Below are 26863 nucleotides of genomic sequence, written 5' to 3' on the forward strand. Positions count from 1 at the left end.
ACCGTTTTTTCACAATCGACTCCCGATTATCGAAATATCCTCGTCCTTCTGTTGCTCTATGCAATCAATCGCCTGATTAATCCCGTGGCGGTCCAGCGCGCTTCCGGTTCCACCGGGAAGATCGTGGGGTATTCCGGCAGCATTAGGGCTCAGCGCAGAGATTTCCTCTTTGAGGATCCACGAAGGGACATGCCCTTTCATCGTTTTCAGATCTTCCCAGGGGTTAACTTCCTGAATCTTTGTCAGCAGTTCACCTTCAACCCGATACGCCTGGATATTATCCGTACTGCCTAATATCTTACCGCCGTATTTTTCTACGGTTCCGGCATTCAGGCCGGCGGCGTTGAACGTCCACCCCGCTTTCCCGCTGCCCATAGAGGTTGCAGAGGCGAGGCCACCGCCAAGGGAATGACCGGCAATATCAATATTCTGGCCTGACCTTGCCAGCTCCTTACCGATACTCACGGCCTTTTTATAATAATCTGAAGCCATACCCATGCCCTGTGAGAAGTTATTCGACCAGTCAGCCCCGTTTACCACCGGCGCCAGCTCCCCTTTGGTCAGTAAAGAGGAGACATTCTCAGACAGAGAGGCGAAACCAGGCTCGCGCGATCCCCTGAATACCAGTGTGGGGTTCATATCTGTACCAAACACTTCCGGCTTCGGTTGATAGACGCGCGCCAGAAAATTGGGGGACGTATCATCGTCAAAGAGCATTGATTTGTTCAGCCCGAACTTTCCTAACAGCGCATCGTCATTACTGATATCCGTCCACCCCTCCGGCACGCCCGGTGTGGTTTCCAGCGGGTTCACGGTCTTATAAATATTTTCCGCAAGCTTCGCTTTTTCCACCGCGATATTATTCGCCGCCAGACGCTTAGCGGCGATCTGGGCATCCGGATAAAGGCTATTGCTCCCCTTCGCAATCAGATCTTTACGCGCCTGCCAGCGCTCTGCTTTGGTCATCTTCTGAAGCTGCCCGGCATAGGTTTTACCGTCCTTGCCCGGAGTAGGTTCATCCGGCACCTGTGCCGTTTTAGATTTCACCACCTGTTTTGGCAGTACCGTTGGCGCAGGGCGAGATCCGTACGTTCTCACCATGGTTTCGTAGCGGTCGACAATCGTACTCACCGGATACCAGCCCAGGCCGATCAGCGAGGCAGCCTGGAGTTGCCCTTTGGCATTGATGTAAAAAATTTCCGTTACTGATGACCAGTCACGAAAACTTTCGTCAATGGCAACCACTCTGCCCATCTCTAAATCCTGCGCGATCAGCCTGCGGGTATCGCGCCCGGACTGATAAGGATTCGCACCGGTGATCGTGCGCAGCAGATCGTAGCGCGTGAAGAGCGAGCGCAGCGAATGGTCGGGAACCGACATAATCCACTGTCCGGCAACGGACGGGCGGATTATTTTCGCAAACAGCGCTGGCGAGACGTTCTCGTGGAACAGATAGACAAACTTGATGTTATACATTCGCTCCGTCCTGTTACCCGCAGGCTTACGGATTCACCAGCCAGGTGCCTGGCTTCGCAATATCCAGCGTCTGGGTACGCGTTCTTCCATTGCCTTCCAGTTCAATGCGGGTCTCGCCCGCAGGCAATTTCAGCGACGCGTAACCGTTATTGCCCGGACGCAGCGCTTTAGACTCGCCATTCACCTTCAGCGTCTCGCCATCAAGCATGCGGATGTAGACCAGCGCGACCGGGCTGGCGTCGACAGGCGGCGCACTCTGCTGCGCCGTAGCAGGTGGCGCAACCGGCTCGCTCACGTCTGCCGTTGCCGGTCTGGTTTCCGCCTGGGCGGAGGTCTCAGCCGGAGGGTTCACGGCAGGCGTTTGCACCGTCTGCGCTGGCGTTTCCTGACTGTCGCCGCCGAAAAGCATCGCACCAGCAACTACCCCAACCAGTACGCCCGCGGCCACCAGCCCCGGAAGCTTGTAACGTCGCCAGTCCAGCGCGGAAGCAGACGCCTCCTCATCCACCGGCACCAGCATCGTGCCGGTCTTCTTCGCGGTCAGCACCTCGTCGATACCGGCGACGGGCATCTCGATCAGCGCCGCAAACTCCTCAATGGATTGCGGACGGTCTTCCATATGCAGCGCCAGCGCCTTATCGATGGCCTGAAGCAGCGGAATGGAATAGCCCTGCGGCATCAGCTCCACCAGCGGTTTGCAGGTGTCCTGAATGGAACGCACCACGCTGACCGGTGGTGGAGAGCCGACGATAAGGGTGCGCAATACGGCGCCGAGCGCGTAGATATCTGTCCACGGCCCCTGCTCGCTTTCATTGTCGTCGGTATACTGCTCGATAGGCGCGAAGCCCGGACGCAGCATGGTTTCCGTCTCATCCGAGAGATTACCGATGGTCCGGCGCGCCGATCCGAAATCGAGCAGCACCGGCAGGCCATTATCCTGAATCTGAATGTTATCCAGCGAGATGTCGCGGTGGAGATAACCCTCGTCGTGGATCGTTTTGATGGCGCCGAAGAGCATTGGCAGCATGCGGCGGATCCACGCCTCGTTAATCAGTTCCGGTTTTTCTTCCCGCAGACGCGACAGCGTGGTGCCGCTGTAAAACAGCGTCCCCATATAGGCCGTATCGTTTTGCACCCAGAAACGCAGCACGTGCAGCAGGTTCGGGTGGTTAAAGCGCGCCAGCAGGCGGGCTTCCTGGATGAAGCTGTTCAGACCGGCAGAAAACGCTTTGCCGAAGCGCTCGCTGCGCAGCACCAGCGTCATATCCTCGCCGCGCACGGCGAGGGAGGAAGGCATAAACTCTTTGATAGCGATAGTGCGTTCGAGCTGGTGATCCCAGGCGCGATAGACGATGCCGAATCCGCCGCCGCCAATTACCTCTTTTATTTCAAACTCATTGAAACGGTACCCGACCGGGAGCGCGTTTGGGACAGTCCGATTGTTATCATTATCCGTCATCTTTTACAGTTCTCTTGATGATTATTACGCGGCAAACTGACAGTGGAACTCGCCCTGCTCGCAGGTGACATGCAGACGTCGGTACTGCTCGTCGCTGCGGCTGGCGGTAAGTAAAATCTGGCTCATCTGAGGCAGCAACGTGTTGGTCAGAATTGCATCTACCATCCGCCCGCCCGACTCAACCTCAGTACAGCGCTGAACAATCTGTTCAACCACGCTGTCGTCAAATTGAGAAATAATGTTGTGATTATCTTCCAGACGACGCTGAATGCGCCTGAGCTGGAGACGCACAATCTGCCCCAGCATCTCGTCGCTCAGCGGGTAATACGGCACCACCAGCAGACGGCCCAGCAGCGCAGGCGGGAACACCTCCAGCAGCGGCTGGCGCAGGGCGCCGCTCAACGCCTCAGGCTCCGGCATCAGCTCCGGATCGGCGCACATCGCGGCAATCAGGTCGGTGCCGACGTTAGAGGTCAGAATAATAATGGTGTTGCGGAAATCAATGTGACGCCCTTCGCCGTCCTCCATCCAGCCCTTATCAAAGACCTGGAAGAAGATCTCGTGCACGTCCGGGTGCGCTTTTTCAATTTCGTCCAGCAGCACCACGCTGTAGGGACGGCGGCGCACGGCCTCGGTTAAGACGCCGCCTTCACCATAGCCCACATAGCCCGGAGGCGCACCTTTTAACGTCGACACGGTGTGCGCTTCCTGGAATTCACTCATGTTGATGGTAATGACGTTCTGCTCGCCGCCGTAAAGCGACTCCGCCAGCGCCAGCGCGGTTTCGGTTTTGCCCACGCCGGACGGCCCGCAGAGCATAAATACGCCGACCGGTTTGTTCGGATCGTCAAGCTTCGCCCTCGAGGTTTTCACCCGACGGGCAATCAGATCCAGACCGTGACGCTGCCCAATAACCCGTTGGTTCAGCGTGTCGGCCAGATTCAGCACCGCGTCGATCTCATTTTTCACCATTCGGCCCAGCGGGATCCCGGTCCAGTCTGAGACCACCGCAGCCACCACGTTCTCATCCACCGCGGCAAACAGCAGAGGTTCGTCGCCCTGTAAGGTCTTCAGCGCCTGCTGCTGTTCTGCCAGCTGGCCGCGCAGTTCAGCCGTCTCCTCGTCACCCGCCGCAAACAGCGCGGCACGCAGACGGATAATCTCCTGCACACGCGTGCGCTCTTCTTCCCAGCGTCGGGAAAGGGTTTCGCGTTGGGTTTCGAACGCGTCACGTTCGGCGGTTAAGGTCGCCACGCGCGCCGGATCGCCCGCCCCCACGCGCGCTTCGCGTTCAGCAATCTCCAGCTCCACGTCCAGGGCCGCCAGGTGACGCAAACAGTCTTCCAGCTGGGCAGGCGGCGCGCTCTGGCTGACGGCCACGCGCGCGCAGGCGGTATCCAGCAGCGCCACCGCTTTATCCGGCAGCTGACGCGCAGGGATATAGCGATGCGACAGTTTCACCGCCGCGCTGACCGCTTCGTCGAGGAGTAAAACCTGATGATGGGTTTCCAGCGGCGATACGGTGCTGCGCAGCATCAGCACGGCTTTGGCTTCGTCCGGCTCGTGAACCTGCACGGTCTGGAAACGGCGGGTCAGCGCCGGATCTTTCTCAATGTATTTTTTGTATTCCGCCCAGGTGGTCGCGCCGATGGTGCGCAATTGCCCGCGCGCCAGGGCAGGCTTGAGCAGGTTAGCGGCATCGCCGGTACCCTGCTGGCCGCCAGCGCCAATCAGGGTGTGGATCTCATCGATAAACAGAATAATCGGCGTGGCGCTGGACTGTACCTCGTTAATCAGCGCCTGAAGACGCGCCTCAAACTCCCCTTTCATCCCCGCCCCGGCCTGAAGCATGCCGATATCCAGCAGCCAAAGCTGAACGTTTTGCAGCGGCTCGGGCACGTCGCCGTCAGCGATACGCAGCGCCAGCCCTTCCACCACGGCCGTTTTCCCGACGCCGGCTTCCCCGGTCAGCAGGGGGTTGTTCTGGCGACGACGCATCAGAATATCGACCATCTGGCGGATCTCTTCATCGCGCCCCACCACCGGGTCAATTTTCCCTTCCCGGGCGCGCGCCGTCAGATCCTGACCATACTGCGCCAGCGTGCCCTGCGCAGCCGGCACTGCCCCGGCAGGCGCGTCCGCAGCGGCGGCGGCCTGCTGGCTCTCTTTGCTGCCGGCGCAAATGGCGTCGAACTGCTCGATCAGCACTTCGACGTTAAGACGGGTGAACTGCGCCGAAATGCTTTTCAGCACGTTGGCCAGATTCCACGTTTTCAGTAAGCCGATCAGCAAATGGCCGCCGCGGATGCGGCTGACGCCAAACTTCAGCGAGCCGTAGACCCAGGCGCGCTCGACGGCGCTGTCGATATGCTCGGAAAGATCGGAAACGGAGCTCGCGCCACGCGGCAGGGCATCCAGCGCCGCCACGATATCGCGCGTCAGCTGCTGTTCATCAAGGGCGAAGTGACGGATGACCTGTTGCAGATCGCCGTCCTGCTGCTGCATCAGCTGATGCAGCCAGTGCACCAGCTCGACGTACGGGTTGCCGCGCAGCTTACAGAAGGCAGTCGCGCTTTCCAGAGAGGTAAATAACAGCGTATCCAGTTTGCCGAAAAGCACGGCACGGCTAATTTCTGACATGTTAGTTTCCATTAACAATGATTCGGTATACGGAAGGATTATCGCTCTGTGCGATACACCAGATCGCCACGCGGAACAGGCTGAGGCTGAAGGCCCAGCCAGGTGTTGTACCCTAATCGCCCGGTGCCACCGAGCGTGGCGCCCTGTACCGCATCGGCACGCAGGATCACCCGTGTTTCCCATTCAAATTCCACCCCGGCGTACTGTCGCACCCAGTCGCGCAGTTCGGTGACCCACCCTTCGCCCGGCAGAAAACGGTTGTAGTCGTCTGCGCTCAACGGGCCAATCTCAAGCCGAAATTTATGCTGCACGTCGCGTACCGCAATGCCGAGAAAAGCGGACTCTCCCATGCGGGGCAGGCGACGCCCCTCACCCAGCTGTGCCTGCTCCCGCGTAGAGAGCGGCATCCACTGCGGGACGTTGGCCACCAGCCTGACCGGCACGTTGAAATAGTTGCGCAGGATCTTCTCCAGCCCTTCCGGATCCCGCCCGTGGCGGGTCAGGTGCCCGGCGTGAGTAAATCGGGCATGCGCGCTCAGGCTGCCTTTCGACATCTGGGCAGGCTGCCCCATGCCAATCAGCGATGCCAGATACCCTTCGAAGCGCCTGTTGTCGTCGCGATCCAGTGAAACGGCGGGCTGCGCGTCCGCCCAGGCGCGGTAGAACAGCAGCGTCAGGCGGTGGTGGAAGAGGTCGGCAAACGCGCTGAGGCTGTGATCCTGATGATGATGAATACGCTCGCGGACATACTCGGTCATGTGCACCGGCAGCGGGCCGTTAGGACCAAACAGGCCGAAGCTCAGAATGGAAACTTCATGCAGTCCGTTCTCTTCCCTCTGCCGGACCTCGGCAACCGTTGACGGCGCAAACCCCATTGAAGGCTGCTGACCAATACGCAGCGGCTCAAACTTCGGCAGCGGCGCGCGCCCCAGCGGGTAACGCACACCGTCCTGGGCATCAATGCGTCTTAACAGCTGAAACAGATCGTAGCGCCACGGCGTCTCGCGCACTCCGCGCCAGAACGCATCGGGCAGCGGCGTCAGGCGATGCACGCGCAGCGTAGCAGGGGCAACTTCACTCATACCAGCGCCCTTTTACCCATGCGCGGCGCCCAGTAGCCGATTTCGCCGCGCTGCTGGCTCTTGAGCGTGAACTCCGTAAAGCTGTTGATAGAGACCAGGCGGGCAAAAAGGCGTTCCAGCACGCTGCCGAACAGCCACGGGCTGGCACCGGAAAAGGCGCGTTCGTCCACCGTCAGGGTGATGCCTATCCCGCGGGCGAATACCACCGGGCCGGGCTCCGGCACGCGGCGGTGCACCGGCTCCAGCACGCAGTGACGAACGCCATCCACCTGACGGGCAACCGGCGTCTCGGCGAGGTTAGCGTACAGCCCTAACAGCTGACGCAGCGCGGCAGCGCCCTCTTCGTTTTCGCTGTCCATCAGGCTGAGGTAGTTCATTTGCAGCTGGCTGATGAGCCGCCAGGTGCTGAACCCTTCCGCCAGCGCCGGCCGCGGCGGCGTCGGGCCTTTACGCAGGGTTAAGGCCTTCACCGGCATGGAGTCGGCCATAATAAACTGCCCAAGCTCCTGCTGGAGCATCAGCGGCAGGTCGCGGCTGGTACACAGCACCTCGGCGGAAATGTAGCGCAAATTCTCCTGCCACGGCGCGTGCTGCGCATCCACCAGGGAGACGAAGACCTCCGAGCCGATATAGCCCGTCCGGGTGCCATAACGCAGCGCGTGTTCGGAGAGAACGCGCTGCTCACGGCGCAGGGAAAAATAGGCACCGTAGTTGCCCGCGTCTCCGCTCCAGGTACTCCAGAACGGACGAAACGTCTGGTCGTCCCGCTGACCATCCGCGCTGGCATAGATTTTTTTCACGGCATAAATTTCATAATCCAGCGGTCGGATATTATCCACCACCAGGTGGTATTCATGCTGGCTTTCGCTCAGCTTCTGCCGGGCCGCCACTTTCGGGAACAGGTTGATCACCGGCGTGCAATGCAGCGCGAGGTGGCTGGCATCCACCACGCGCTCCAGCTGATCGTCGCTCTTGTCGAGCAGAATGAAGATATCAAACGCTTTTTCGTCTTCGCAGCGCTGGATCAATTTGCCCAGCCCGCTCAGGCTGATGAAGCGAAAACGCGCCGGAAACGCAAAGTACTCCTGCAACAGGCGATAGCCGTCAAAGTTGCGCAGATCGTCCGGGAGCAGCGCCTGGTCCGCGTCAAAGCCCTCCTGACGCAGGGCGTCAGACGATAACAGCTGGCGCTGGGGCTGCTTGCTGACCGTCTGGCAGACGATGCCCGCGTGGTGCTCCATGACCAGCTCCAGCAGCTTCAGCGCCTCGATGTCCGGGCCGCTTAAGAAGAACTCCAGGCGGTCAAAATCCAGGTGTCCGAGGTGCTGCGGGCCATCGCAGGCAATGCGGATCCGCAAGGCGCTGCTGATCCCCCGCTGGCTCAGGCCGAGCTGGGCCAGCGGCAGATCGGCGGGAACGCCGCCCAGCTCGATCCGCTCAATTTTTAACGGCAGCAGGTTGACCTCGTGCGCCGTGGTATAGCTGCACGTAACGCCGGTTTTTTTCAGCGCCAGGCTGTCCATCATGGTGCCGCGCGGCACAATAAAGCCTTTGCTCAGGTCGCCGCGGCTGCTGTCGGGCTGGATCTCAGCGATCGCCATCGACGGCGTAGGCGCCAGATAATTTGGCGCAATCATCTCCAGCATACGCTGTGAAAAACGCGGGAATTCAGCGTCCATTTTCATCTGCACGCGGGAGGTCAGGAAGGCGAAACCTTCCATCAGGCGCTCAATGTACGGGTCCGCCACTTCGATGCCGCGCATGCCGAGTCGCCCCGCCACTTTCGGGTAGCGTTCGGCGAACTCCGCGCCCATCTCGCGCAGATAGGCCAGTTCACGGTTGTAATATTCGAGCAGTTTGCTTTCCATGATTACCCCGCATCCTTCAGTTCAAAATGGCCATTCTCCAGATCGACGTCCGTGCGAAAGAGAAACTCCAGCGGATACGGTACGCACCACAGGCGGCCTTTGATTTCGATAGACAGAACGTTGTGCAGATCTAATGAGGAGGTATCGGATACGCAGCGAACCTGGAGCCCCTGGGGCAGGATCCGCGGCTCAAAGTTAATAATCGCTTCGGTGAGCTTGCGCTGAATGTCGTGCCATTCAATATCGGACATTCTTTTCCCCGCCAGCGGCGCAACGCCAAAGTTAACGACGGAACGGCTCACCTGCGTCAGCCCGCTCAGATCGCTGGAGGCATCGTGGTTGATGGTATTAAACAACCACTGTAAGTCCCGCAGGACATTGCGACGCAGCGCGGCGTGGGTGATCAGATTGCTGTTAGCGGACTCGCGTTTTTTTTGCGGATCGTTATCCGTCAGGCGATCCAGCAGCGAGGGCTGCATTTTGTCGCGCGCCCCCACTTTCTCATGCCTGCTGCGGGCCTGCCAGCCGCTGCGCAGCAGATCGCCTTCGCCAGCGGGATTACTCATCCGCACCTTCCGCAGCAAACGTCACCAGGCTCAGGGTAAGCAGCGGGCTTTCGCTCTGCTCGCTCAGCCAGGCTTTCTGCCCCATGCCTTCATACAGGACGCCGTCATCGTCGAGCGGGAGCCACTCGGTGGTGCGCCCCAGCTTAACGCTGTCCGGCGCTCCGTCAGCAAACGGATAACGCGCCGGGAGCTGACACACCTGCTCGGTGCCGTCCCTGAGGCGGACCAGCGCATGACGCCACACCAGATCGGTCACGCTGGCCGGAGCCTGAAAACGGATCGCGTCGATGGCGCAGAACGGCACCCAGAAATAGCGGCCATTGACCAGGGTTTCACACACCGGCCCCAGACGGGCATCGCCGTCCATCAGCCATTCAAAGGTGTGGCTCTCTTCATTCTCCAGCGTGACCTGCCCGCGGCTTGCCGGTGCCTGTTCGAGCGCCGCCAGGCGCAGCGTTTGCGCTTGCCCGGCGCTTTCGGTCAGCGCCTGGGCTAACGTCGTCAGCCACGGCCACTGCGCCTCGGGCATTGCCGGTCGTACCTCTCCCGCGAACGCGCGCGCCCGCTGCTGTTCACCCTGAATGGCCTGCTCCAACAGCGTTACGGTCGGTTTAGCCTGCGGCTTCAGCGCCAGCCAGCTTTTCAGCTGGGTCAGGGCACGCGCCCAGTTGCCGCTGAGGATCAGAAACTGCACAAACGCGGCGCGCAGATCGGCATCCGCCGGACGGGCCTTGATATCGGCTTCCAGGCGAAGCAGCGCGTCGCTAATCGACTCACCCGCCAGACGTTGATAAAGCGTATTCATAGCCCCTCCTTAATTCGCCGCGCGCCAGGCACCCACAGCCGGATCGCGCAGTTGCGGACGCAGCGTGTCAATCAGTACAACGTTCAGCTCCGCGCCCGGTGCAACCCATGGGGTCCAGATCTTCTTCACCTCTGCGATACGTGCCTGGAGTCTGGCGTCGTCGCTGGCGATCTCACGGGTGATTTCCACCGCCACCGTGCCGTTGCTCTTCCAGCCGTTAAGGGTGCTGTCGTACGGCAGTATCATCCAGCTCTGGTTGCTGTTCTGGGTGCTGAAGACCATGCGTTCTTTGTTGACGGAGGTGATCAGCGCGCTTTCAGCATCGACAGCGTTGTTCAACCCCATCACCGGGAAGCCGTGAATGTAGGTGACCGGAATCGCTTTCTGCGTCCCGTTACGGTTCTGCGTCACCACGGTGTGGCCGCTAAGCCAGCTACCGTTGCCGCAGCGGGTGGTGTCGGAGTCCGGAATAAACAGCGCCGGCGCGGAGGAACCGCCCTCCCAGAAGGTGCGCAGGTGGCAACCGTCCTGAAGGGTGAATTCCTGCCATGGCGTACGATCTGCCGCTACGGTGTGCGTCTCCGGATTCTGGTCAGGCGGCAGCAGCGCGCCTGAGGTGGTGGTCGTTGCCGCCGCCGTTTCCTGCTGTTTCACCACCAGCGCCCAGTCCTGCGCTTTAGCCGCTGTGCCCCGTGCAAGCGTCGTGCCTTCCGGATCGTTAAGCGTCCAGTTCAGGGTATTCAGCTTGCTGCACTGGTGCTCCAGCAGCGAGCCAAGGCGCGGCACGAAGTTTTCCAGCACCGACACCTCTTTCTTGCCGTTCGCCACGATACGCAGCGCAACGTCCGACTTACACCAGCTTTGCGGCGTATTGTCTTTAATGTTGTCGATCCAGATATCCAGCTTCTGCGCAGGAGACTGCACGATGCGGAAGTTTTCAGCCTGTGCGGTGGTCGCCACCGTCAGAAGAGCCAAACCCGATAGCCAAAGTTTCATATCAATCCTTGTGTGTCTAATCAGTTCCGCAGGGAAGAAATTGTGCTGCGTCAGAGAGCGTATGCAGCAAAGTGGTGTCCTGGGGGTTGCCCATCCACACCGCCACGGCGGTATAGTTATCCTGAGCATTACCCTCCTGTTCGGCATTCTTTTGAATGATTTGGTTCATTAAGGTCAGCCACTCCTGTGGCGTATTGACCATGTGCAGCGACTGCTTCATCTGCTCTTCGCTGACGCCGTGCCAGAAACCGTCGGTGCAGAGTAAAAACGCATCACCGTCCTCAACCTGCACAACATCGCTGTAGCTCGCTTCCGGTCCGCCATTCTCAATACCCAGCGCCAGATACAGCAGGTTGCTGTTGAGATCGTCGGTCTGATGCCCGGCATCTTTCATCTGCTGGACGAGGCTGTGATCGGTGGTGACGTGCCACAGCCAGCCGCGGCGAAACAGGTACAGGCGGCTGTCACCGGCGTGCGCCCAGTAAGCCAGACGGTAATCCCGGTCGATAAACAGGCTGACCAGCGTGGTGCCCATCCGGCGATAGTCCTGCACGGCCTGTTGTTCGCTGAGGATGGTGCGGTTCGCCGTTTGTACGTAGTCACGAATATGCTGTGCATTCAGGTGCTTGTCGCCGTCAAAGCGGGAAATAATGCTGTTGCGGGCCAGCTCAGCGGCCACCTCGCCGCCCGGCAGGCCCGCGATGCCGTCACAGACGACAAAGCAGGCTGAACGTTCCCCGATGGTTTCTCCCGTCTGATCCTGGTTGCTGGCGCGCGTCCCCTGGCGGGAGAGAGAAGCCGTTGCGATATTCATTTTTCTTCCGATCCGCTTTGTGAGTCTTTGTACTGATTGACCTCCATGTCATAGGCATGGAGGAAGGCTTCGCCAAACAGGGTATGGAAGTCGTCCTCGATCTCGCCCGCCGTCTCGCCATAGCTGCGAACGAAATAATCCCACAGCGCGGCTTTACGGCTGCCCGGCAGCGCCAGGCGTGACGTCATCCCGTTCTGTTTCGCCTGCTCTTCAAGCTGTTCCGGGTTAAAGGATTGCAGCATGGCGGCGATAATGGCGCGGATACCGGAGATCATCCCCAGTTGGTGCGCCTGAAGATCGATCAGCGCATCACGCACCGATTTGGTCGGCGGCATAAAGCCCGGCATCGGCGTGCCGAACATCTGGATCAGCACCGTTTTGCCGGTCGGCAGCAGTTTGAACGGGTTGTTCGCATCGTCGAGCACCATGGTCATATCGGCTTTCACCCCACGCTTGAGGATGGAGCGCGAGGAGAGCAGCGCCACGGTCCCCTGCGAGAACATGCCCAGGATCTGCCCCAGCTGACGCATATTTTCGCGGTCAAACTGCGGCACCGGCTGCATTTCGCTCAGGCCCATGCCCTCCAGCAGCGCCTCCAGCAGTTCGCCCTGAAGCACCTCGCCCCGCTCGCCGGTCTGCGCGGAGGCAGCAGGCGATACAGCGTTTTTAACCGGGTCGATACGCAGGCGGCCTTTAGGCGCCTGCGCGTTGTTGCGCGCCACGGCCTGCGGCGTTGGCATGGTGATGCCAGCGTAATCAGGACGCGCGGGCTCTTCTTCCGCGCGCGGCGCAACCTGTGGTTCAGTCGGTTCCGAATCGAACAGCGGTGAGCCGGCCAGCGCATCCTCTTCCTGTGCGGCTTGCGGTTCAGGCTTTGGCTCCGGCTTATCGGCCACGATTTCATCCGGATGGGTTAACGGTGCGCCGCCCATCAGGCCGAGGGGGTCATCGTGACGCGCGGCAGGCGCGCTCGCCGACCCGCCAAACAGGGCTAACGGATCGAGTTCATCCGACGCCTCTTCCTTTGGCTGGGCAGGTTTGCTTTTGTCCGGCTGTACCAGCGTTGAAGGGGTGACATCGTCAAAGATGCTCTCTTTTTTAAACAACGCTTCATCGCTGAACAGCGTGTCCGGGTCAACGTTTTTACGTTCAAGCGACGGTTCGGCGTCGTTGAACATCGCCAGCGGATCTTCGGCATTCCGATCCGGAGCCGCAGGCTGGGAGAACGGGTCGTGGGACGCCGCGGGCTGTGGTTTTGCCCGGTTGCTGGAGATGCTGTCGGAGATGGAAAACTCCTGCATCAGGCTGTCCCAGATTTCCGACGGCACGGCCGTAGGTTCAGCTTTTCCGCGAGGCGCGACGCTGGCCGGTTTCGGTTGTGGCGCTGGCGCAGGTGTCGCCGCTGGGCGCGCCTGCTGCATGCTGGCCGCCATGCGGCTTACGGGCTGGGTGTCATGAATGAGTTCGCTGACTTCAATGCGATAATCATCAATACCGAGAATATCCCCATCCTGAAGCTCAACCTGACGCCCACGCTCCAGCGGAATATCATTCAATACCACGCGGGTAACGCTGCCGCGGTTCGTGACGCGACATTCGCCGCTGGCGTCGACGTGAACGATGGCCTGCAAACGCGAGATGGTGCGATCGTTGTCCGGCAGCACCAGATTGTTATCCGTACCGCGCCCAATGGTGCCGCCCGGGGCATAAAAATCACAGCTGCTTTGCGGCGGCTGATGACCGGGTTTCGTAGAAATAATCGTGAATCGCATGGCGTATTCCTGCTGGTATGATTAGCGCTCAAACGCTGCCGCTCTCGGGGGTGAAAACGGCGGGGTTTGGGGGTTAATTCAGAAAGGCATCATTAAAATTTTCAAAATAAAATCAGACACTATTAATGCTCGAAAGAATTAACAGCAGTAAAAATATAACAGTGGCAATAAGTATTTTTCTTTTATACGACTTAACCCATGACAAATCAAAATCAGAAAAAATTTCATTGCACGACTGTGGCTCAAGCCAACGACACTCAGTTAATCTCACACGCTTACCCTGTAAGACCCGTGATAAAATTGTGGTGAGGAAACCAAATCCCCAGAACCCAAGATTTTGCCAGGTTTGATAATCTTCTTTTTTGAGCAGCTGTTGTTTTGTTAATATCGCATATATTTGATTAACATGGCGATAATTTTTCCGATAGTCTATATAAAATGAAATGACTATGCCTATAAAAGCAATAAAGAGACAGATAATAACAGCAGAGTAAATATTATTAAAAATCACTTTATTCTCCGCTAAAAATTAAATTGTTTAGCTGTTCTCCTGCAAACCCACCGATTTGTGTTCCGCCCGCTGCCCCGACTGCACCAACCACTAAACCACAGATGAGTGTACCTGTCCCCGCTGTGGGCACACCTAATGCAAGACAAACAGGAGCCGCAAGGGAGGAGCCTAATGCAGCACCAGCGACACCGCCTCCAAATTTGCTATATTCAGTCACTGCAACTCTGCTGCACTCATGTTCTCTTCCAGTAGTGCAGGCATGATAAACTTCGTTAGACGTATTCATAAAAGAAAAACCTAAAGCAACCCATCCACCTGCTTTCAGGTAAGAGGTAATTCTGGCAGCTCTGTCAATATATGTTGAGTATCCGGGGATTGCGCCAATACCAACTGTACTCCATTCATGGACTATTGATTTCGTGGACAGTCCTAATGCTCTCTTAAGATCCGCATAATCTTTAAACTTAAGCTGTTTTTTAGTTATTTTATTTAACAAGGGTTTCAATTGCGCGAAAAGTGCATTACGCTCAGCATAAAATTGTTGGCCAAAAAGCGCACCTTGTGTCCTGTACTGATTTTGATAGGTGGCTTCAATTTTAATTAAAATATTTTCAATTTACTTAAAATATGACTCACCTGTACCGCTCACGCCCCCGACGATTGTATCGCCCCAGCCTGTAATGGCTTTTATATTATCATAATTATTTTTCAAAAATTCAGCGGTGGCTCCATCCAAAGTCGCAAGCGCGTTGGTCACCTTCTTTTTCGCAATGGCTAAGCTATTGATCTGTTGAGTTTGATTATCGCCGAGCGGGTCAGCAACAATTAATATTTGTCCGGGTTTGAGCCACGCAGTGTCTTTATTCAATTGCATAAAATACTCGGATTTTTCATTGCGCGCAGTGCCAAATAGCTGTCTTGCCTGAAAATCCAGAGTGCCGGGTTGCTGAACGACACAGTAACCTGGAGCAACGTTTGACGGACTTGCCATGGAAACTCCTTGTATTTTTAATGTGTAGCCTTTGCAGAAAGTTTATTTTTGGACATTGAGTTGGCGAATCGCATCGCTATGGGAAATTAAGCTGCACTTTAATACCTCATAGTTTGCCGGTGCCGTACCACCTAGCTTTTGTTTCAGTAAGGAGTTAATAACCTCGTCGGCTTTTTCGAAATTCTCGGCAGGCAGGTTACTGACTTCCAGCCATGCTGCGGCGCTTGCCTTTGCATCATTTTTCAGCGTCGCACTGTCCGCAATCTTGCCGATACAGCGATTCTGCACCCAGTTTTCAAAAATCTGTTGTTGAGAAAAGGTGTTAACGTCCGGGAGTGTATGGGCGATGGTATATGAGGTATTTAACGCGAGTACGAAAGCGAGTAAACGGCTCATTTCAGGCTCCAGAGCGTAGCGCTGCCAGGAATAAACGAACCATTACCGGGAGAACCCAAGAAATGGCAATCATCGGAGCAAATATTCCCATTCCAGAGCGTGACATGTCCAGTGGCATCGCTCCAGCCGTGACCGCTAAAGATAATAATACCTTGTTTACCTGCAAACTGGCTTGGTATTGGAGACGTCACCGTCATATCTGCATTACCCAGTACAGTTGGCAGAAAAGCAATCATATCCTTTACGCGATACATGTAACGTTTTTTATCACTCCCCGTAACCGTCGCATATCTGCTGTTGGAGGGAATTGGAACGCCACAATAATTTAAAACGTAGCTCATACGAATGGGGCATGCATTTTGAAAAATTCCGGCTTCAATATTGTGCTGGACTTTTCCACCCAATAATTTGCCCACCGTTTCGACATTGACATTAACTTCTCTGAATCTGTTCCAGGCGGCACCAAAAGCAGGACGCATAAGTATTTTCCCTTTTTGAAAGTACAGGCTAAAGTGAGCCCTTTCGGGCCCACTCCTGTTACGCTTCTTTGTTTTCTTTGATGTTCCAGCCAGCGCTGCTTTCAGCACCTTTACCACCGGCAGTGGTCTGCTCCCAGTACTGCTGTTTCACTTTCGCAGCCTGGAATGCATAGGTCACGCCAACGGTATCGCCGTTGTCTGCACCGGTGTACTGAACGGAAGTCACGAGAACGTCTTCCAGGGTAATGCGGGTGTATTCAACCTGCTGACCACCCGCTTTGCAGACGGACAGTTCAACTTTGGTCAGGTGTTTACCGCTTGCGCAGTGTTTCAGGATTGCTGTAGTGGATTTGTCGATCAGAGCGTTTACGTGCAGATCGTTAAAGTTCACTTTACCGGCACCGCCGCCACCGCCAACGCTCATATTACCTGGCTGGGACGCGCCCCAGGAGAAGGAGGTAATATCAGTCCAGCCGGTGTGGTTAGAATCTTTAGATTCGCCCGTAACACCCTCGACCTTCAGAAACATATCAATAGCCATAATATCTACTCTTCGTGGATGAACAATATTGCTTTCGAAAAAGCCCTTATATGGCAAACAGGAAAGCATGGGGCTGAATAAAACCGTCCATATTTTACCTCTGCCTCATATCAAACGACCCGTGTCATTTGACAGTCTTACATTCCCCCGAAATAACGGAATGAATGTGAAGTCTTTATTACTGTGCTTTATTGTGGAACCAGTTAAGGACAGCATTAGCAATTTAGCCGTCTTTCTTGCCGGGTGGCGCTGTGCTTACCCGGCCTACATTGAGCAACGATATCAATTGATTGCACGTTTGATTGTAGGCTCGTGCAAGCGTAGCGCCGCCGGGCGAAACTCACAAAACGCACGTAGTCAGCAGTCTGACGCTCTTACGCGTCCTTCGTCTTCAGCGACGGCAGTTTAGATACCAGACGCAGGGAAACGGTCAGACCTTCCAGCTGGTAGTGTGGACGCAGGAAGAACTTCGCGGCGTAGTAGCCCGGGTTGTCTTCGATCTCCTGCACCTGCACTTCCGCCGCCGCCAGCGGTTTACGGGACTTGGTTTCCTGGGAGGAGTTCGCCGGGTCACCGTCGACGTAGTTCATCACCCAGTCGTTCAGCCAGCGCTCCATCTCTTCGCGCTCGCGGAAGGAGCCGATTTTGTCGCGCACGATGCACTTCAGGTAGTGGGCAAAGCGGCAGCAGGCAAACAGGTACGGCAGACGGGAGGCCAGACGCGCGTTCGCGGTGGCGTCCGGGTCATGATACTCGGCCGGTTTTTGCAGGGACTGCGCGCCGATGAAGGCGGCGAAGTCGGAGTTTTTGCGGTGCACCAGCGGCATAAAGCCGTTTTTCGCCAGTTCCGCTTCACGACGGTCGCTGATGGCGATCTCGGTCGGGCACTTCATGTCCACGCCGCCGTCATCGCTCGGGAAGGTATGGCACGGCAGGTTTTCCACCGCCCCGCCGGACTCCACGCCGCGAATCGAGGTGCACCAGCCGTACTCTTTAAAGGAGCGGTTGATGTTGGCCGCCATCGCATAGGCGGCGTTCGCCCAGGAGTAGCTGTTGTGGTTCGCGCCGTCGGTCTGCTCTTCAAAATCAAAGCTGTCGACCGGGTTGGTGCGAATGCCGTAAGGCAGGCGCGACAGGAAGCGCGGCATCACCAGGCCCAGGTAGCGGGCATCTTCTGATTCACGCAGTGAACGCCAGGCAGCGTATTCGGTGTTCTGGAAGATTTTGGTCAGATCGCGCGGGTTAGCCAGCTCCTGCCAGGACTCCATCTGCATCACGCCCGGTGCGGTACCGGTGATGAACGGACAGTGGGCCGCAGAGCCGATGCGCGCCATTTCGCCCAGCAGTTCAACGTCCTGCGGGCTGTGGTCAAAGTAGTAGTCGCCGACGATGCAGCCAAACGGCTCGCCACCGAACTGGCCGTACTCCTGCTCGTAGATTTTTTTGAAGATCGGGCTCTGGTCCCAGCCCACGCCCTTATAGCGCTTCAGGGTGCGGCCCAGCTCCTGCTTGGAGATGCTCATAAAGCGGATCTTCAGCATCTCGTCGGTTTCGGTATTGTTCACCAGGTAGCTCAGACCGCGCCAGGCGCTCTCCAGCTTCTGGAACTCTTCGTGGTGAATGATCTGGTTCACCTGCTGTGAAAGCTGCTCGTCAATACCGGCAATCAGGTTCTGAATGGTGCGGTAGGTATCGTTTGAGAAGGTCACGGTGTTTTCCAGCGCCTGCTGCGCCAGGGTTTTAACCGCGCTTTCTACGGCAGAGCGTGCCTGATCGGTTTTCGGGCGGAACTCTTTATTCAGCAGCGCGCTGAACTCGTCCTGGCTGAACGCCTGGCCCGCCTGCTGATCGTGTTGTTGAGTCTGGTTGCTCATTGATTATTCCTCGCTACCTTTCGCACTTTCGTCATTTTTTGGCAACTGGCTCAGGGATTTGAGCAGCGTCGGATCCTGGAGAATTTTCGCAATCAGCTCTTCCGCACCGTTTTTACCGTCCATGTAGGTCAGCAGGTTGGAGAGTTGGGTGCGGGCTTCCAGCAGCTTGTTCAGCGGCTCGACTTTGCGGGCCACCGCGTCCGGCAGGAAGTCGTCCATGCTGTCGAAGGTCAGATCGACGTTGAGCTTACCTTCGCCGGTCAGGGTATTATCCACCTGGAACGCCACGCGCGGCTTCAGCGCCTTCATGCGTTCGTCGAAGTTGTCGATGTCGATTTCAAGGAACTTACGCTCGTCGACGGCTGGCAGGTTTTCCACCGGCTTGCCAACCAGATCGGCCATCACGCCCATCACAAACGGCAGCTGAATTTTGCGTTCTGCGCCGTAGATCTCTACGTCGTACTCGATCTGCACGCGGGGAGCACGGTTGCGTGCGATGAATTTCTGTCCACTGTTACTCATTGCCATGATGTTCTCCATCAAAGATGCGCGGTGAAGGTGAAACGGCAGACTCCATGCCTGTCGTCATAATGCCAGGACGCGTCATTCGCGGCGTCCAAAGATGTTTTCCAGCTGGTTAACGCCGTCCGGCGCCAGGTCGCGAATAATGTCCATAAAGTTGAGTTCAGACAGCCGCTGCACGCGTTCAATCATCAGCGGTGCGGGATGGCTGGGTTCGTACTGCGCAAAATACTGCTTCGCTTTTTCCAGCATCAGCTGGGCGTCGGCGCGGCTGGTCACCTGCACGCTGCGCCAGTCCGTTACCTGTTGAACGGGCGACGCGGCCACCGGCTGCGGCTCGGTATGCTGTTCTGCCTGCGCGTCACGGTTCGGCAGCAGCTTGCTGATATCGGTCACCTGACAGGCGCTGGAAACCAGCCCGACGGTTTTCAGCAGCTGTTCCATCTCCGGTACGCCACTTTCCCCGAGATAGCCGGTAAGCAGTTCGCGGATCGCCAGCAGACGTTCGTTGATCACGATAACCGCTTCGGTGCCGGGCTGGTCGCCGCGCGCCAGCTCGTCGATCAGTCGTGGTCGACCGCCAGGATAATCCGGACATTCGGTTTTGCTACCGTCGAGCAGTGCCTGCGCGTCACGGAGCGAAATCTCATCGCCGTTTGAGCGGATCAGTGAGGCGTTACGCACCGCGACCGTCAGGTCAGATTTATCGCTCAGCCCGGCGAGGGCGTTAATGCGGTAGAACGGATCGGTTTCGCCATACTCTTCCAGAAGCGGGTACAGTTGCTCCCAGTAACGGGACAGAGCTTCCTGCACCAGCAGTAGCCCTTCGGCGTAACCTGCCAACCCGCGACGACGCGTCCAGGCATGGGTTAACGCCAGCATGACGCGAAGATCTTTGGTGCGTCCCAGCAGGCTGGTGGCGAGTTTTTCCACCGTGTTCCAGTCGGCAGGCTCTGCCGGAATGATGGTGTCGCCAAACTGCTGCTCGGCTTTCCCCTGACTGGCCTGCCCCATGGCCTGGAATTCAGCGTCGTACTCCAGGTTTTCACCGCAGGGGTTATCGGGGCTTATCGGCGCGAGAAATTCATCGATATTCATAAGATCCCTGCTTATTCAAACATAGGCGGGTAAAGACCGTGGCGACCCGGACGGGCACCGCCTGCCGGATCGAACAGCAGCGTAAAGAGCTGCCCGGTGAAATTTCCGCTGTGGACGTGGGTGTACAGCGGATAACCGTCGCAGCGGTTGGTCCACCAGTAGCTGGTCTGGCGCAGCGGATCAAAACACTCCGCCGCCTGCGGCCAGCCCAGCGAGCTCTGACCATCGTCGTCATAGCCAATCACGTCGAGAATGTCGGAACGCTTTTGCGGCTCAACGGGCTGGGGCGCCGGGATAGTCATCAGCATTTCATCCAGCCGGGAGGCAGAATAGCTGTTACGCACCGCGTGCAGCCCCAGACGGCCAAGCTGCTGGTACCAGCTTTCAGCCTGCCCGAGCAGGCGGGATGACCACTCGGCCGGGGTAAAGCTCAGTTGCAGGCATACCGGATAGTAGCGGCCTACGCTGTCACGGCCCGGCAGCAGGCAGCCCATCTGAATCATCTGGCTACCGAGCATCGGTGGAACGACAAAATTCCACACCGGGGCTTTTGAAAACGGGCGCTCGCCGCTGCGCTGCTCTTCCTGTTGCCAGGCCAGCAGGCCGACCTGGAACCAGTGCGACCACTGGCGTTGCAGGGTATCCGGAAAGCGACGCTGCAAAAAATCTCCGGCGCTGGGTAATTTGCCATACCAGCTATAACGGTTCATCGCAGGGGTATTCGTCATACGGCTGTCCTTGCGGTTATGGGCATGAGAAACGGGGAAGCTGGAACGGGTTGCGGATGCTGTTCGGGGCAAACTCCAGCGTGACCTGATGTCCGTCGACGTTGAAGGTCGCCTGACGGCTCAGGCTACCCGCGCCAGGGCTGGTGCGCGCCTTGTCGAAAAAGCGGTTGAGCGCCCAGGAGCCATTGGTTACCAGCGTTGCGGTGCTGCCATTGGCCAGACCGAGCTGCATGCGCACCTGGTTCGTCCCGCCCGGCCCCGGCCAGGTCATGATCTGCACCGCCTGCGGACCGTGGCTGTAGCGCAGCAGCTGGCCGTCCACGTCCAGCGTCAGGTTCAGAATGGTGTTGTCCATCCGCACGGTGCGCACCGTTACCTTGAAGGATGGCGTGGTCGCGCCGTTGGCGAAGAAGGCATCACGGACAGACTGCGCCTGCTGGAACGGACGTAACAGCCCTTCGCTGCCCGGCAGCGTTTTACCGTCAATGCCCGGCATAAAGCGCCAGCTCGCCTGGGTGGTGTCCACCTTGTTGGTCAGGTTGTCGCGGAAAAAGGTGTCCATCAGCCCGGTACCCGGCGCGAACATGCGGGCGAGATCGTCCGGCGTCACCTCGGTGCTGGCACTGCGCACCAGCGGATAACGCCCGGCAATCGCCTGACGGCAGAACCCCCCCACTTCCACGTTAATGCGCTTACGCACGTTCTCCAGATCGCGACGCTGGGTGTCGCTGCTTGCGCCGACGGCCATATTGCTGAACATGGTTTGCAGCCCGCCCGGCAGACGTCCCGCGCTGGCTTGCAGGCGGCTGATTGCATCGCCGCCCGGCGCGGGCATACCGCTGTTTGCCGCATCCTGAACGGCGGTCAGGTAGCGATAAAGCTCGTCAACCTGCTTAAGAAAATCATCAAAGACGATGGTCTTGCCGCCCTTCTCCAGCGGCTGCGCCAGCTCAATCATCGGCGCATAGTGGTCGGTCACCAGTTGCTCAGGCGCCTGCGTCACGACCGCGCCCTGCGTCGGGGTATTGTCACCGTTGCTGAACAGCGCTTCCAGCGTGCGGGTGGCGCGGTTGCTTTGGGCTTCCGCTTTCTGTGCATCTTCCGGCGCAGGCGCTGTGCGCGACAACGTCAGCACCTTGCTCAGGTTAAGCACCAGACGGCGCAGCGGCGAATTGGTGCCTGAAAGCAGGCGCGCGGTGTTGATGCGCTGGGAAAGATCGGCGCTGTTGTTGAGCTGAATGTCAGCGAGAAAGCGATCCCAGTTGACGATAAAGTCGCGCATGTAGAGCTGGCGCACGGCGTTGTCGATCTGCTGTTTATCTTCCTGGGTAGTGGTCGCTCGCAGTACCCAGGCATCGTCTTCGTGCAGGGCGGTGGTCACGCTGTCGATCTGGTCGTTGAAGCTCTTCCAGTAGCCGTCCGGCGTATAGAGGCCCGGTACGCCCTCACTCACCGGCTTGCCGCTTTTACGGGAAAACACCAGCTCGCTCTGCGGACCGCCGAGATCTGAAAGCGAAACCGGCTTCAGGTTCTCATCATGCTCCAGCAGACGTTTCAGGCGGCCATATACGCGCGTTGAGAGCGGCTGCTGGTTGATGAGCGCCCTTTCACGTGCCACCAGATCCTCATCCTGCGCATACGGTGAAGCCTGAATTTTTGGCTCCAGCAGCTGCGTCAGGTGCCATTCCAGCTCCTGAAGCTGCGCCTGCGTCACGTTCTGCGGCAGGTTGCGTTGCAGGTTGAGCATCACCCACGAGTGCAGGAATTTGCCGTCATAATGCTTCGGCTGGTAGAGCATCTGATAGGCTTTCAGCGCCTCGTAGCTGTACTCCACGTCGCTGCCGTTGTCGTTGCGCAGCCAGGTGGTAATGTGCATCGCCACGGCGGGCAGCAGCATCTGATCCAGCGCCTTCTGATACAGCGACTGCGAGGCATCGCTGACGTCATCCCCGCGATAAAGCCCCATGCGGCGGGAAACCGGCGGGTCATTAACGTCAAAAGCATCGCTTTTCGGCAGATCCACCAGACTGTTAAGCAACGGCAGAAGCGCAAACAAATCGCGCTGGGGCTGGTTTTGCAGCGCCTTACTCTGCTGCTCCAGCATCGGCACTTTTGCATCCACTTCTTCCAGATAGGCTTTATTTTTGGCGTAGCTGGTCAGCCACAGGCCACCCAGGATCGCCAGCAGGGCGAGCAGCGCCGCATAGCCGGACCACATCACGGCGCGGTTGCGCAGCTCCCACCAGCGGTTTTCCCCGGCGATGCCCGCTTCCTGGAAAATCACGTTTTGCAGCAGGTTTTTAATGAAGAAGCTTTGGCCCTTCGCGCCCGGGATCGGCGCCTCTTTGCTTACCGAATCCCAGCGGGTGCTTTCCTCCCCTTCAGGTAAGGAGAGCGCGCGGTTCAGCTCGCCCATCACGCGGTCAAACGGCATCCCTTCCTGGGTGCCGCTGGCGAAGTAGATGCCGCGCGGCGAAAATTCGGTTTCGAAGTTTGAGCGGGCAAAGACCGTGCTCAGGTAGTCTGCCAGCAGCGGACGCAGCGCGGCGAACTCCTGCGGGAAGAGATACGCTTCCGCACGGGTTTTGGCGTCATGCTCTTTCAGCATGGTTTCCGGCAGGCCGGCATCCAGACGCTGTTGCAGCAGGGAAAATTCCTGCTGGAAGTTGCCCATCAGGTCGTAATCGGCGTGTTTTGTCTGCTCCCACGGCAGCGTAAAGCCCCAGATCTGATCGCGCTGGGCTTTGTCGTAATCCGCAAACCAGGCGCGGAAGCCTTTAAGCAGGTCCGCTTTGGTCACCATCACATACACCGGGAAGCGAATCCCCAGCTGCTCATGCAGTTCGGAGAGCCGCTGGCGCAGGTTGACCGCCTGCTGGCGGGAGGCCTCAGCGGACTGCGAAAGCAGGTCGGAAATGCTGATGGTGATAATCACGCCGTTGATGGGCTGACGACGGCGGTATTTACGCAGCAGGTTGATAAATTCCAGCCACTCCCCGGCGTCCTGAACCTGCTCGCTCTCCTGAGTGGTGTAGCGCCCCGCGGTATCCAGCAGAACCGCCTCGTTGGTGAACCACCAGTCACAGTTGCGCGTGCCGCCAATGCCGCGCAGCGCGGTTTTACCGAAGCGGTCCGCCAGCGGGAATTGCAGTCCGGAGTTGGCCAGCGCGGTGGTTTTTCCGGAACCCGGCGCGCCAATAATGACGTACCACGGCAGCTGATAGAGATACTGCGTGCTGAAGCGCTGCGTCCACTGCGCGCCGTGTCCCGCTTTGCTGAAGTGCGCTTTTTTCAGCATCTGGGCGGCTTCATCGAAACGCCCGGCAAGGATCTGCTCCTCGCTGTTCAGCCGTTTCTGCGGATCGGCCGCCTCCGGGCTGGTGGTATTTTCATTGAGCTTGTCCATCAGCTTGCGGTTCAGCCAGGCGTTATACAGCCGCGGCAGAATGTGGCTCTGGGCCCAGATCAGATATACCACCGCGATACTGATAACGCGGTTCTGTTCAGATTCAAGCGGGCGGGTATCTACGATGGACAACAGCGGGCCAATCATCCAGATGACCGCCGCGAGCGCCGTTACGCCCAGGAAGCTCCACAGAATGCGATTGGTCAGTATAGAAAGTAGAGTAGTCAGCATCCTTAGTTTCCTTGCGGCAATCCGTTCAGCTCGGCCTGGGTATTGTCAGGCGACACCAGCAGCGTAATCTCAACGCGGCGGTTACGGGCGCGATTTTCAGGCGTTGTGTTAGGCGCTACCGGGTTGATCTCGCCCCGCCCTTCGGCTTTGACGCGCTCAGGCTGCGAGAGACTACCCTGGAGCTGTTTTTGCACCGAACGGGCGCGCTCAAGCGAGAGTTCATAGTTGGAGGCGAAGCGTGCGCTGCGGATCGGCACGTTGTCGCTGTACCCCACCACCAGAATTTTGCCGCTGACGTTATTCATCGCCTGTGCGATGCGGTCGATGACCGGCTCATAGCGATCGCGCACCACCGTTGAGGCCGAGGCAAAGAGTCCGTCCCCTTTCAGGATCACCACGCTGCGATCCGCCTCATCCTTAACGGCCACCAGACCAGCATCAATTTCCGGCTTCAGGAAGCCGCGCAGGTTCAGCACCGCCGGCAGCTGACGCGCAGGCTGCTGGATCGTGGTTTCCGGCAGTTGGGACTGGTAAATTTTCGCCAGCACCGGGCTGGTGTTATCACCCAGACGCCAGTTCAGCACGATATAGAACAGGCAGGCGATAAAGCCGACCAGCGCCACGCACGCCCAGAGTGGGATCATCGGCCGCCAGAGCTTGCGCAGAACGGGGCGATCTTCCGGGTGCGGCGAGAGCGGCGGCGGGTAGCTGCCGCGCACGCCGCGGATCATCTGCCACAGGCGCTGTTTGATGGTTTCAAGCTGGGTCCGGCCATTGTCCAGCACGCGGTAGCGGCCTTCAAAGCCGAGCAGCAGACAGTAGTTGATCATCTCCAGCAGCAGAATGTGTTCGCGCGGATTCTGGGACAGACGCGCCAGCAGCTGGAAAAACTTCTCGCCGCCCCAGGTTTCGTTATGAAACGTCACCAGCAGACCATTGCTTGACCAGACGCCGCTGCTTCCCCACGGGGTCAGAGCGGCGGCTTCGTCCAGCGCCGTGCAGAGGCAGTAGCGCGCGCCGACAATCACTTCATACGGTAAGCCCGCCTGCTGGCATCGCACCTCGAAACGGCGAATTTCGTCAATCAGACGCTGGCGCAACCCGACCTGATCGTCGTGGGAAACCGAATGACGGATTTGCGGAATCGCATTGAGCAGCGGATTGGCGGCCGCCACCAGCTGATTGTTCCCACTGGCTCCGGTAAACACGGCATCACTGCCGGTATCCTGTCGTTCCTGCATATTAAGCGCTCGCTTTATTATTCTGTCGGGCTACGGATGGCCCAGAATTCCATATCGAGACCCGGGAATTCCCCTGCAAGATGCAGGGCGAATGCCCCGGACTTGTCCATCTCGTGCCACAGTTCGCTGCCCCTCTCGAGTTCGAAATAGCTGTAGCCTGCATGCCACGGGATCTGCGGCGGCGCGACGGGCATGGCCCGCAGCATGATGCCCGGCAGCTGAAGCTGAACCAGATCGCGAATTTTCGAGACTGGCGCAACCTTCATCTGGGCAGGGAAATGGGTTTGCAGGTGTTCGCCGGGGACATTGGCTTTTACCGCCAGCACGAAGCCAAATTCGCGGACCATGCTGGTTTCCGGCACGGTGGCGATGTTCAGACCGTGGGAGCGTTCATGCAGCGGCAGCTGGATGGCATGATCTTCCATGACCAGCGACAGCCCCTGACGCAGCATCAGCATCAGTTTGCTGAAGCAAACGGCGAGATCGTCATGGTCGTAGACCGGCAGTATGCTCTCTGCGGTACGCTGCGGCGTCCAGGTGGCGAGCTCCGTGGCGAACGGCAGCCAGCTGCGCCACAGCGCTTCAGGGTGAAGCAGCGGCAGCGTTTTCAAATGTGAGACGTCGCCAAGGTGACGGTTGATGAGCGACAGAAGCGTGAACTCAACCATCTCAGACGTATTGAAACGCCCCGGCTGGCGCAGTCGACCGCCGATCTGCTGGCTACGCTGCACCAGCAAGCCGTGCAGGTCGTTGATCATGCCGTACAGCTGCGGGCTGTTATTGGCGTTAAGCATTGGCGGGATGTAGCTGTTATCCAGCCGCACGTGGTTGTCGTTGCGCTTTTCGGTAACGTACACCACGCCGATGGCGGTCCATTCTGCCGTCAGATCTTTCTCCAGCATCAGGGTCAGACGCAGGCGACCAAACTGAACCGTCGCCTCCCCGACCGACATGGCGTTGTCGTCTTCCACCTCTTGTTCAAACGTTATGAACCGCGCCAGAGAAGACTGCTCCTCGCTGAAAATCACCTCTTCACGGCCACCGCGACGAACCGGCAGCGCAAGCACCACCTTTTCATTGGTGAGATTATCGGGGATTTTAAGCGGAGCCGGACCGTTGCGGTCGCTGCGAACCTGGAAAAAGGTGCCGTCAGGCAGTAAACCGCTACAGTAGCTCAGGGCAATACAGCCCTGGCGAAGCATCGTTTCATCCAGCTCAAGATCGAGAAAGCCCCAGAGATACGATCGCTGCAATGCCCCCCACTCACGAACGTGGTTGAGGAGGTAACTTTCTGTCCGCTGAAAATGGTGGGGACGCAGGAACATGCCCTCGGTCCAGACGACCTTTTCTGCTTTCGTCATGATGAT

General features: G+C 58.1%; 21 protein-coding genes and 1 pseudogene. All 22 read right to left on the minus strand.

The annotated features are described in order from the left end of the window. Positions 1-9: 9 nt before the first annotated feature. Positions 10-1476, minus strand: coding sequence for a phospholipase (locus G6Q29_RS02235; protein ID WP_165464361.1), 1467 nt, complete (start codon positions 1474-1476; stop codon positions 10-12). Positions 1477-1501: 25 nt separating this feature from the next. Beyond that, positions 1502-2935, minus strand: a complete 1434-nt coding sequence (locus G6Q29_RS02240; protein ID WP_165464362.1) for a serine/threonine protein kinase — start codon at positions 2933-2935, stop codon at positions 1502-1504. A 24-nt stretch (positions 2936-2959) separates the two neighbouring features. Continuing rightward, entirely contained in the window at positions 2960-5575 is a 2616-nt protein-coding gene (gene tssH, locus G6Q29_RS02245) for a type VI secretion system ATPase TssH (RefSeq protein ID WP_165464363.1), read from the minus strand. 38 nt (positions 5576-5613) lie between these two features. Continuing rightward, complete coding sequence (tssG, locus tag G6Q29_RS02250; protein WP_165464364.1) at positions 5614-6657, minus strand: type VI secretion system baseplate subunit TssG; 1044 nt, start codon at positions 6655-6657, stop codon at positions 5614-5616. Continuing rightward, the gene (gene tssF / locus G6Q29_RS02255) at positions 6654-8525 is read right to left on the minus strand and encodes a type VI secretion system baseplate subunit TssF (protein WP_040117760.1); all 1872 of its coding nucleotides are present in this window, start codon (positions 8523-8525) and stop codon (positions 6654-6656) included. The genes tssG and tssF overlap by 4 nt, the downstream gene beginning before the upstream one ends. Before the next feature lie 2 nt (positions 8526-8527). Next, entirely contained in the window at positions 8528-9091 is a 564-nt protein-coding gene (gene tssE, locus G6Q29_RS02260; RefSeq protein WP_165464365.1) for a type VI secretion system baseplate subunit TssE, read from the minus strand. Further along, complete coding sequence (locus tag G6Q29_RS02265; RefSeq protein WP_165464366.1) at positions 9084-9896, minus strand: type VI secretion system accessory protein TagJ; 813 nt, start codon at positions 9894-9896, stop codon at positions 9084-9086. The genes tssE and G6Q29_RS02265 overlap by 8 nt, the downstream gene beginning before the upstream one ends. A 9-nt stretch (positions 9897-9905) precedes the next feature. Beyond that, positions 9906-10892, minus strand: coding sequence for a hypothetical protein (locus G6Q29_RS02270; RefSeq protein WP_165464367.1), 987 nt, complete (start codon positions 10890-10892; stop codon positions 9906-9908). Positions 10893-10908: 16 nt separating this feature from the next. Beyond that, positions 10909-11706 (minus strand): PP2C family protein-serine/threonine phosphatase, encoded by a 798-nt coding sequence (locus G6Q29_RS02275; protein WP_003859969.1) that lies wholly within the window; start codon positions 11704-11706, stop codon positions 10909-10911. Continuing rightward, positions 11703-13478 carry a type VI secretion system-associated FHA domain protein TagH gene (tagH, locus tag G6Q29_RS02280; protein ID WP_165464368.1) on the minus strand — a complete coding sequence of 592 codons (1776 nt, stop codon included), beginning with the start codon at positions 13476-13478 and terminating at the stop codon, positions 11703-11705. Before tagH ends, G6Q29_RS02275 begins: the two co-directional genes overlap by 4 nt. Positions 13479-13590: 112 nt before the next feature. After that, positions 13591-13989 carry a hypothetical protein gene (locus G6Q29_RS02285; RefSeq protein WP_165464369.1) on the minus strand — a complete coding sequence of 133 codons (399 nt, stop codon included), beginning with the start codon at positions 13987-13989 and terminating at the stop codon, positions 13591-13593. Between the two features lies 1 nt (position 13990). Further along, a pseudogene (locus G6Q29_RS21845) lies at positions 13991-14980 on the minus strand (hypothetical protein). Between the two features lie 42 nt (positions 14981-15022). Continuing rightward, complete coding sequence (locus G6Q29_RS02295; protein ID WP_165464370.1) at positions 15023-15376, minus strand: T6SS amidase immunity protein Tai4 family protein; 354 nt, start codon at positions 15374-15376, stop codon at positions 15023-15025. Next, complete coding sequence (locus G6Q29_RS02300; protein ID WP_047054901.1) at positions 15373-15855, minus strand: type VI secretion system amidase effector protein Tae4; 483 nt, start codon at positions 15853-15855, stop codon at positions 15373-15375. Before G6Q29_RS02300 ends, G6Q29_RS02295 begins: the two co-directional genes overlap by 4 nt. A gap of 58 nt (positions 15856-15913) precedes the next feature. Further along, entirely contained in the window at positions 15914-16396 is a 483-nt protein-coding gene (locus G6Q29_RS02305; RefSeq protein WP_014884229.1) for an Hcp family type VI secretion system effector, read from the minus strand. Between the two features lie 374 nt (positions 16397-16770). Continuing rightward, positions 16771-18270, minus strand: coding sequence for a type VI secretion system contractile sheath large subunit (tssC, locus tag G6Q29_RS02310; protein ID WP_006810956.1), 1500 nt, complete (start codon positions 18268-18270; stop codon positions 16771-16773). Between the two features lie 3 nt (positions 18271-18273). Continuing rightward, a complete protein-coding gene (tssB, locus tag G6Q29_RS02315; RefSeq protein ID WP_008502644.1) occupies positions 18274-18798 on the minus strand; it encodes a type VI secretion system contractile sheath small subunit in 525 nt (174 codons plus the stop codon). Positions 18799-18873: 75 nt separating this feature from the next. Continuing rightward, on the minus strand, positions 18874-19890 hold the full coding sequence (gene tssA, locus G6Q29_RS02320; protein WP_165464371.1) for a type VI secretion system protein TssA: 1017 nt from the start codon (positions 19888-19890) through the stop codon (positions 18874-18876). 11 nt (positions 19891-19901) lie between these two features. Beyond that, positions 19902-20618, minus strand: coding sequence for a type VI secretion system-associated protein TagF (tagF, locus tag G6Q29_RS02325; RefSeq protein ID WP_165464372.1), 717 nt, complete (start codon positions 20616-20618; stop codon positions 19902-19904). A 16-nt stretch (positions 20619-20634) separates the two neighbouring features. Then, complete coding sequence (tssM, locus tag G6Q29_RS02330) at positions 20635-24255, minus strand: type VI secretion system membrane subunit TssM (RefSeq protein WP_165464373.1); 3621 nt, start codon at positions 24253-24255, stop codon at positions 20635-20637. Positions 24256-24257: 2 nt separating this feature from the next. Then, positions 24258-25496: a DotU family type VI secretion system protein gene (locus G6Q29_RS02335; protein ID WP_003859963.1), complete on the minus strand. Its 1239-nt coding sequence runs from the start codon at positions 25494-25496 to the stop codon at positions 24258-24260. A gap of 17 nt (positions 25497-25513) precedes the next feature. Further along, the gene (gene tssK / locus G6Q29_RS02340; protein WP_165464374.1) at positions 25514-26857 is read right to left on the minus strand and encodes a type VI secretion system baseplate subunit TssK; all 1344 of its coding nucleotides are present in this window, start codon (positions 26855-26857) and stop codon (positions 25514-25516) included. Positions 26858-26863 lie beyond the last annotated feature (6 nt).

Source organism: Enterobacter cloacae (genome assembly GCF_011078175.1).
Classification (GTDB): Bacteria; Pseudomonadota; Gammaproteobacteria; order Enterobacterales; family Enterobacteriaceae; genus Enterobacter; species Enterobacter cloacae_Q.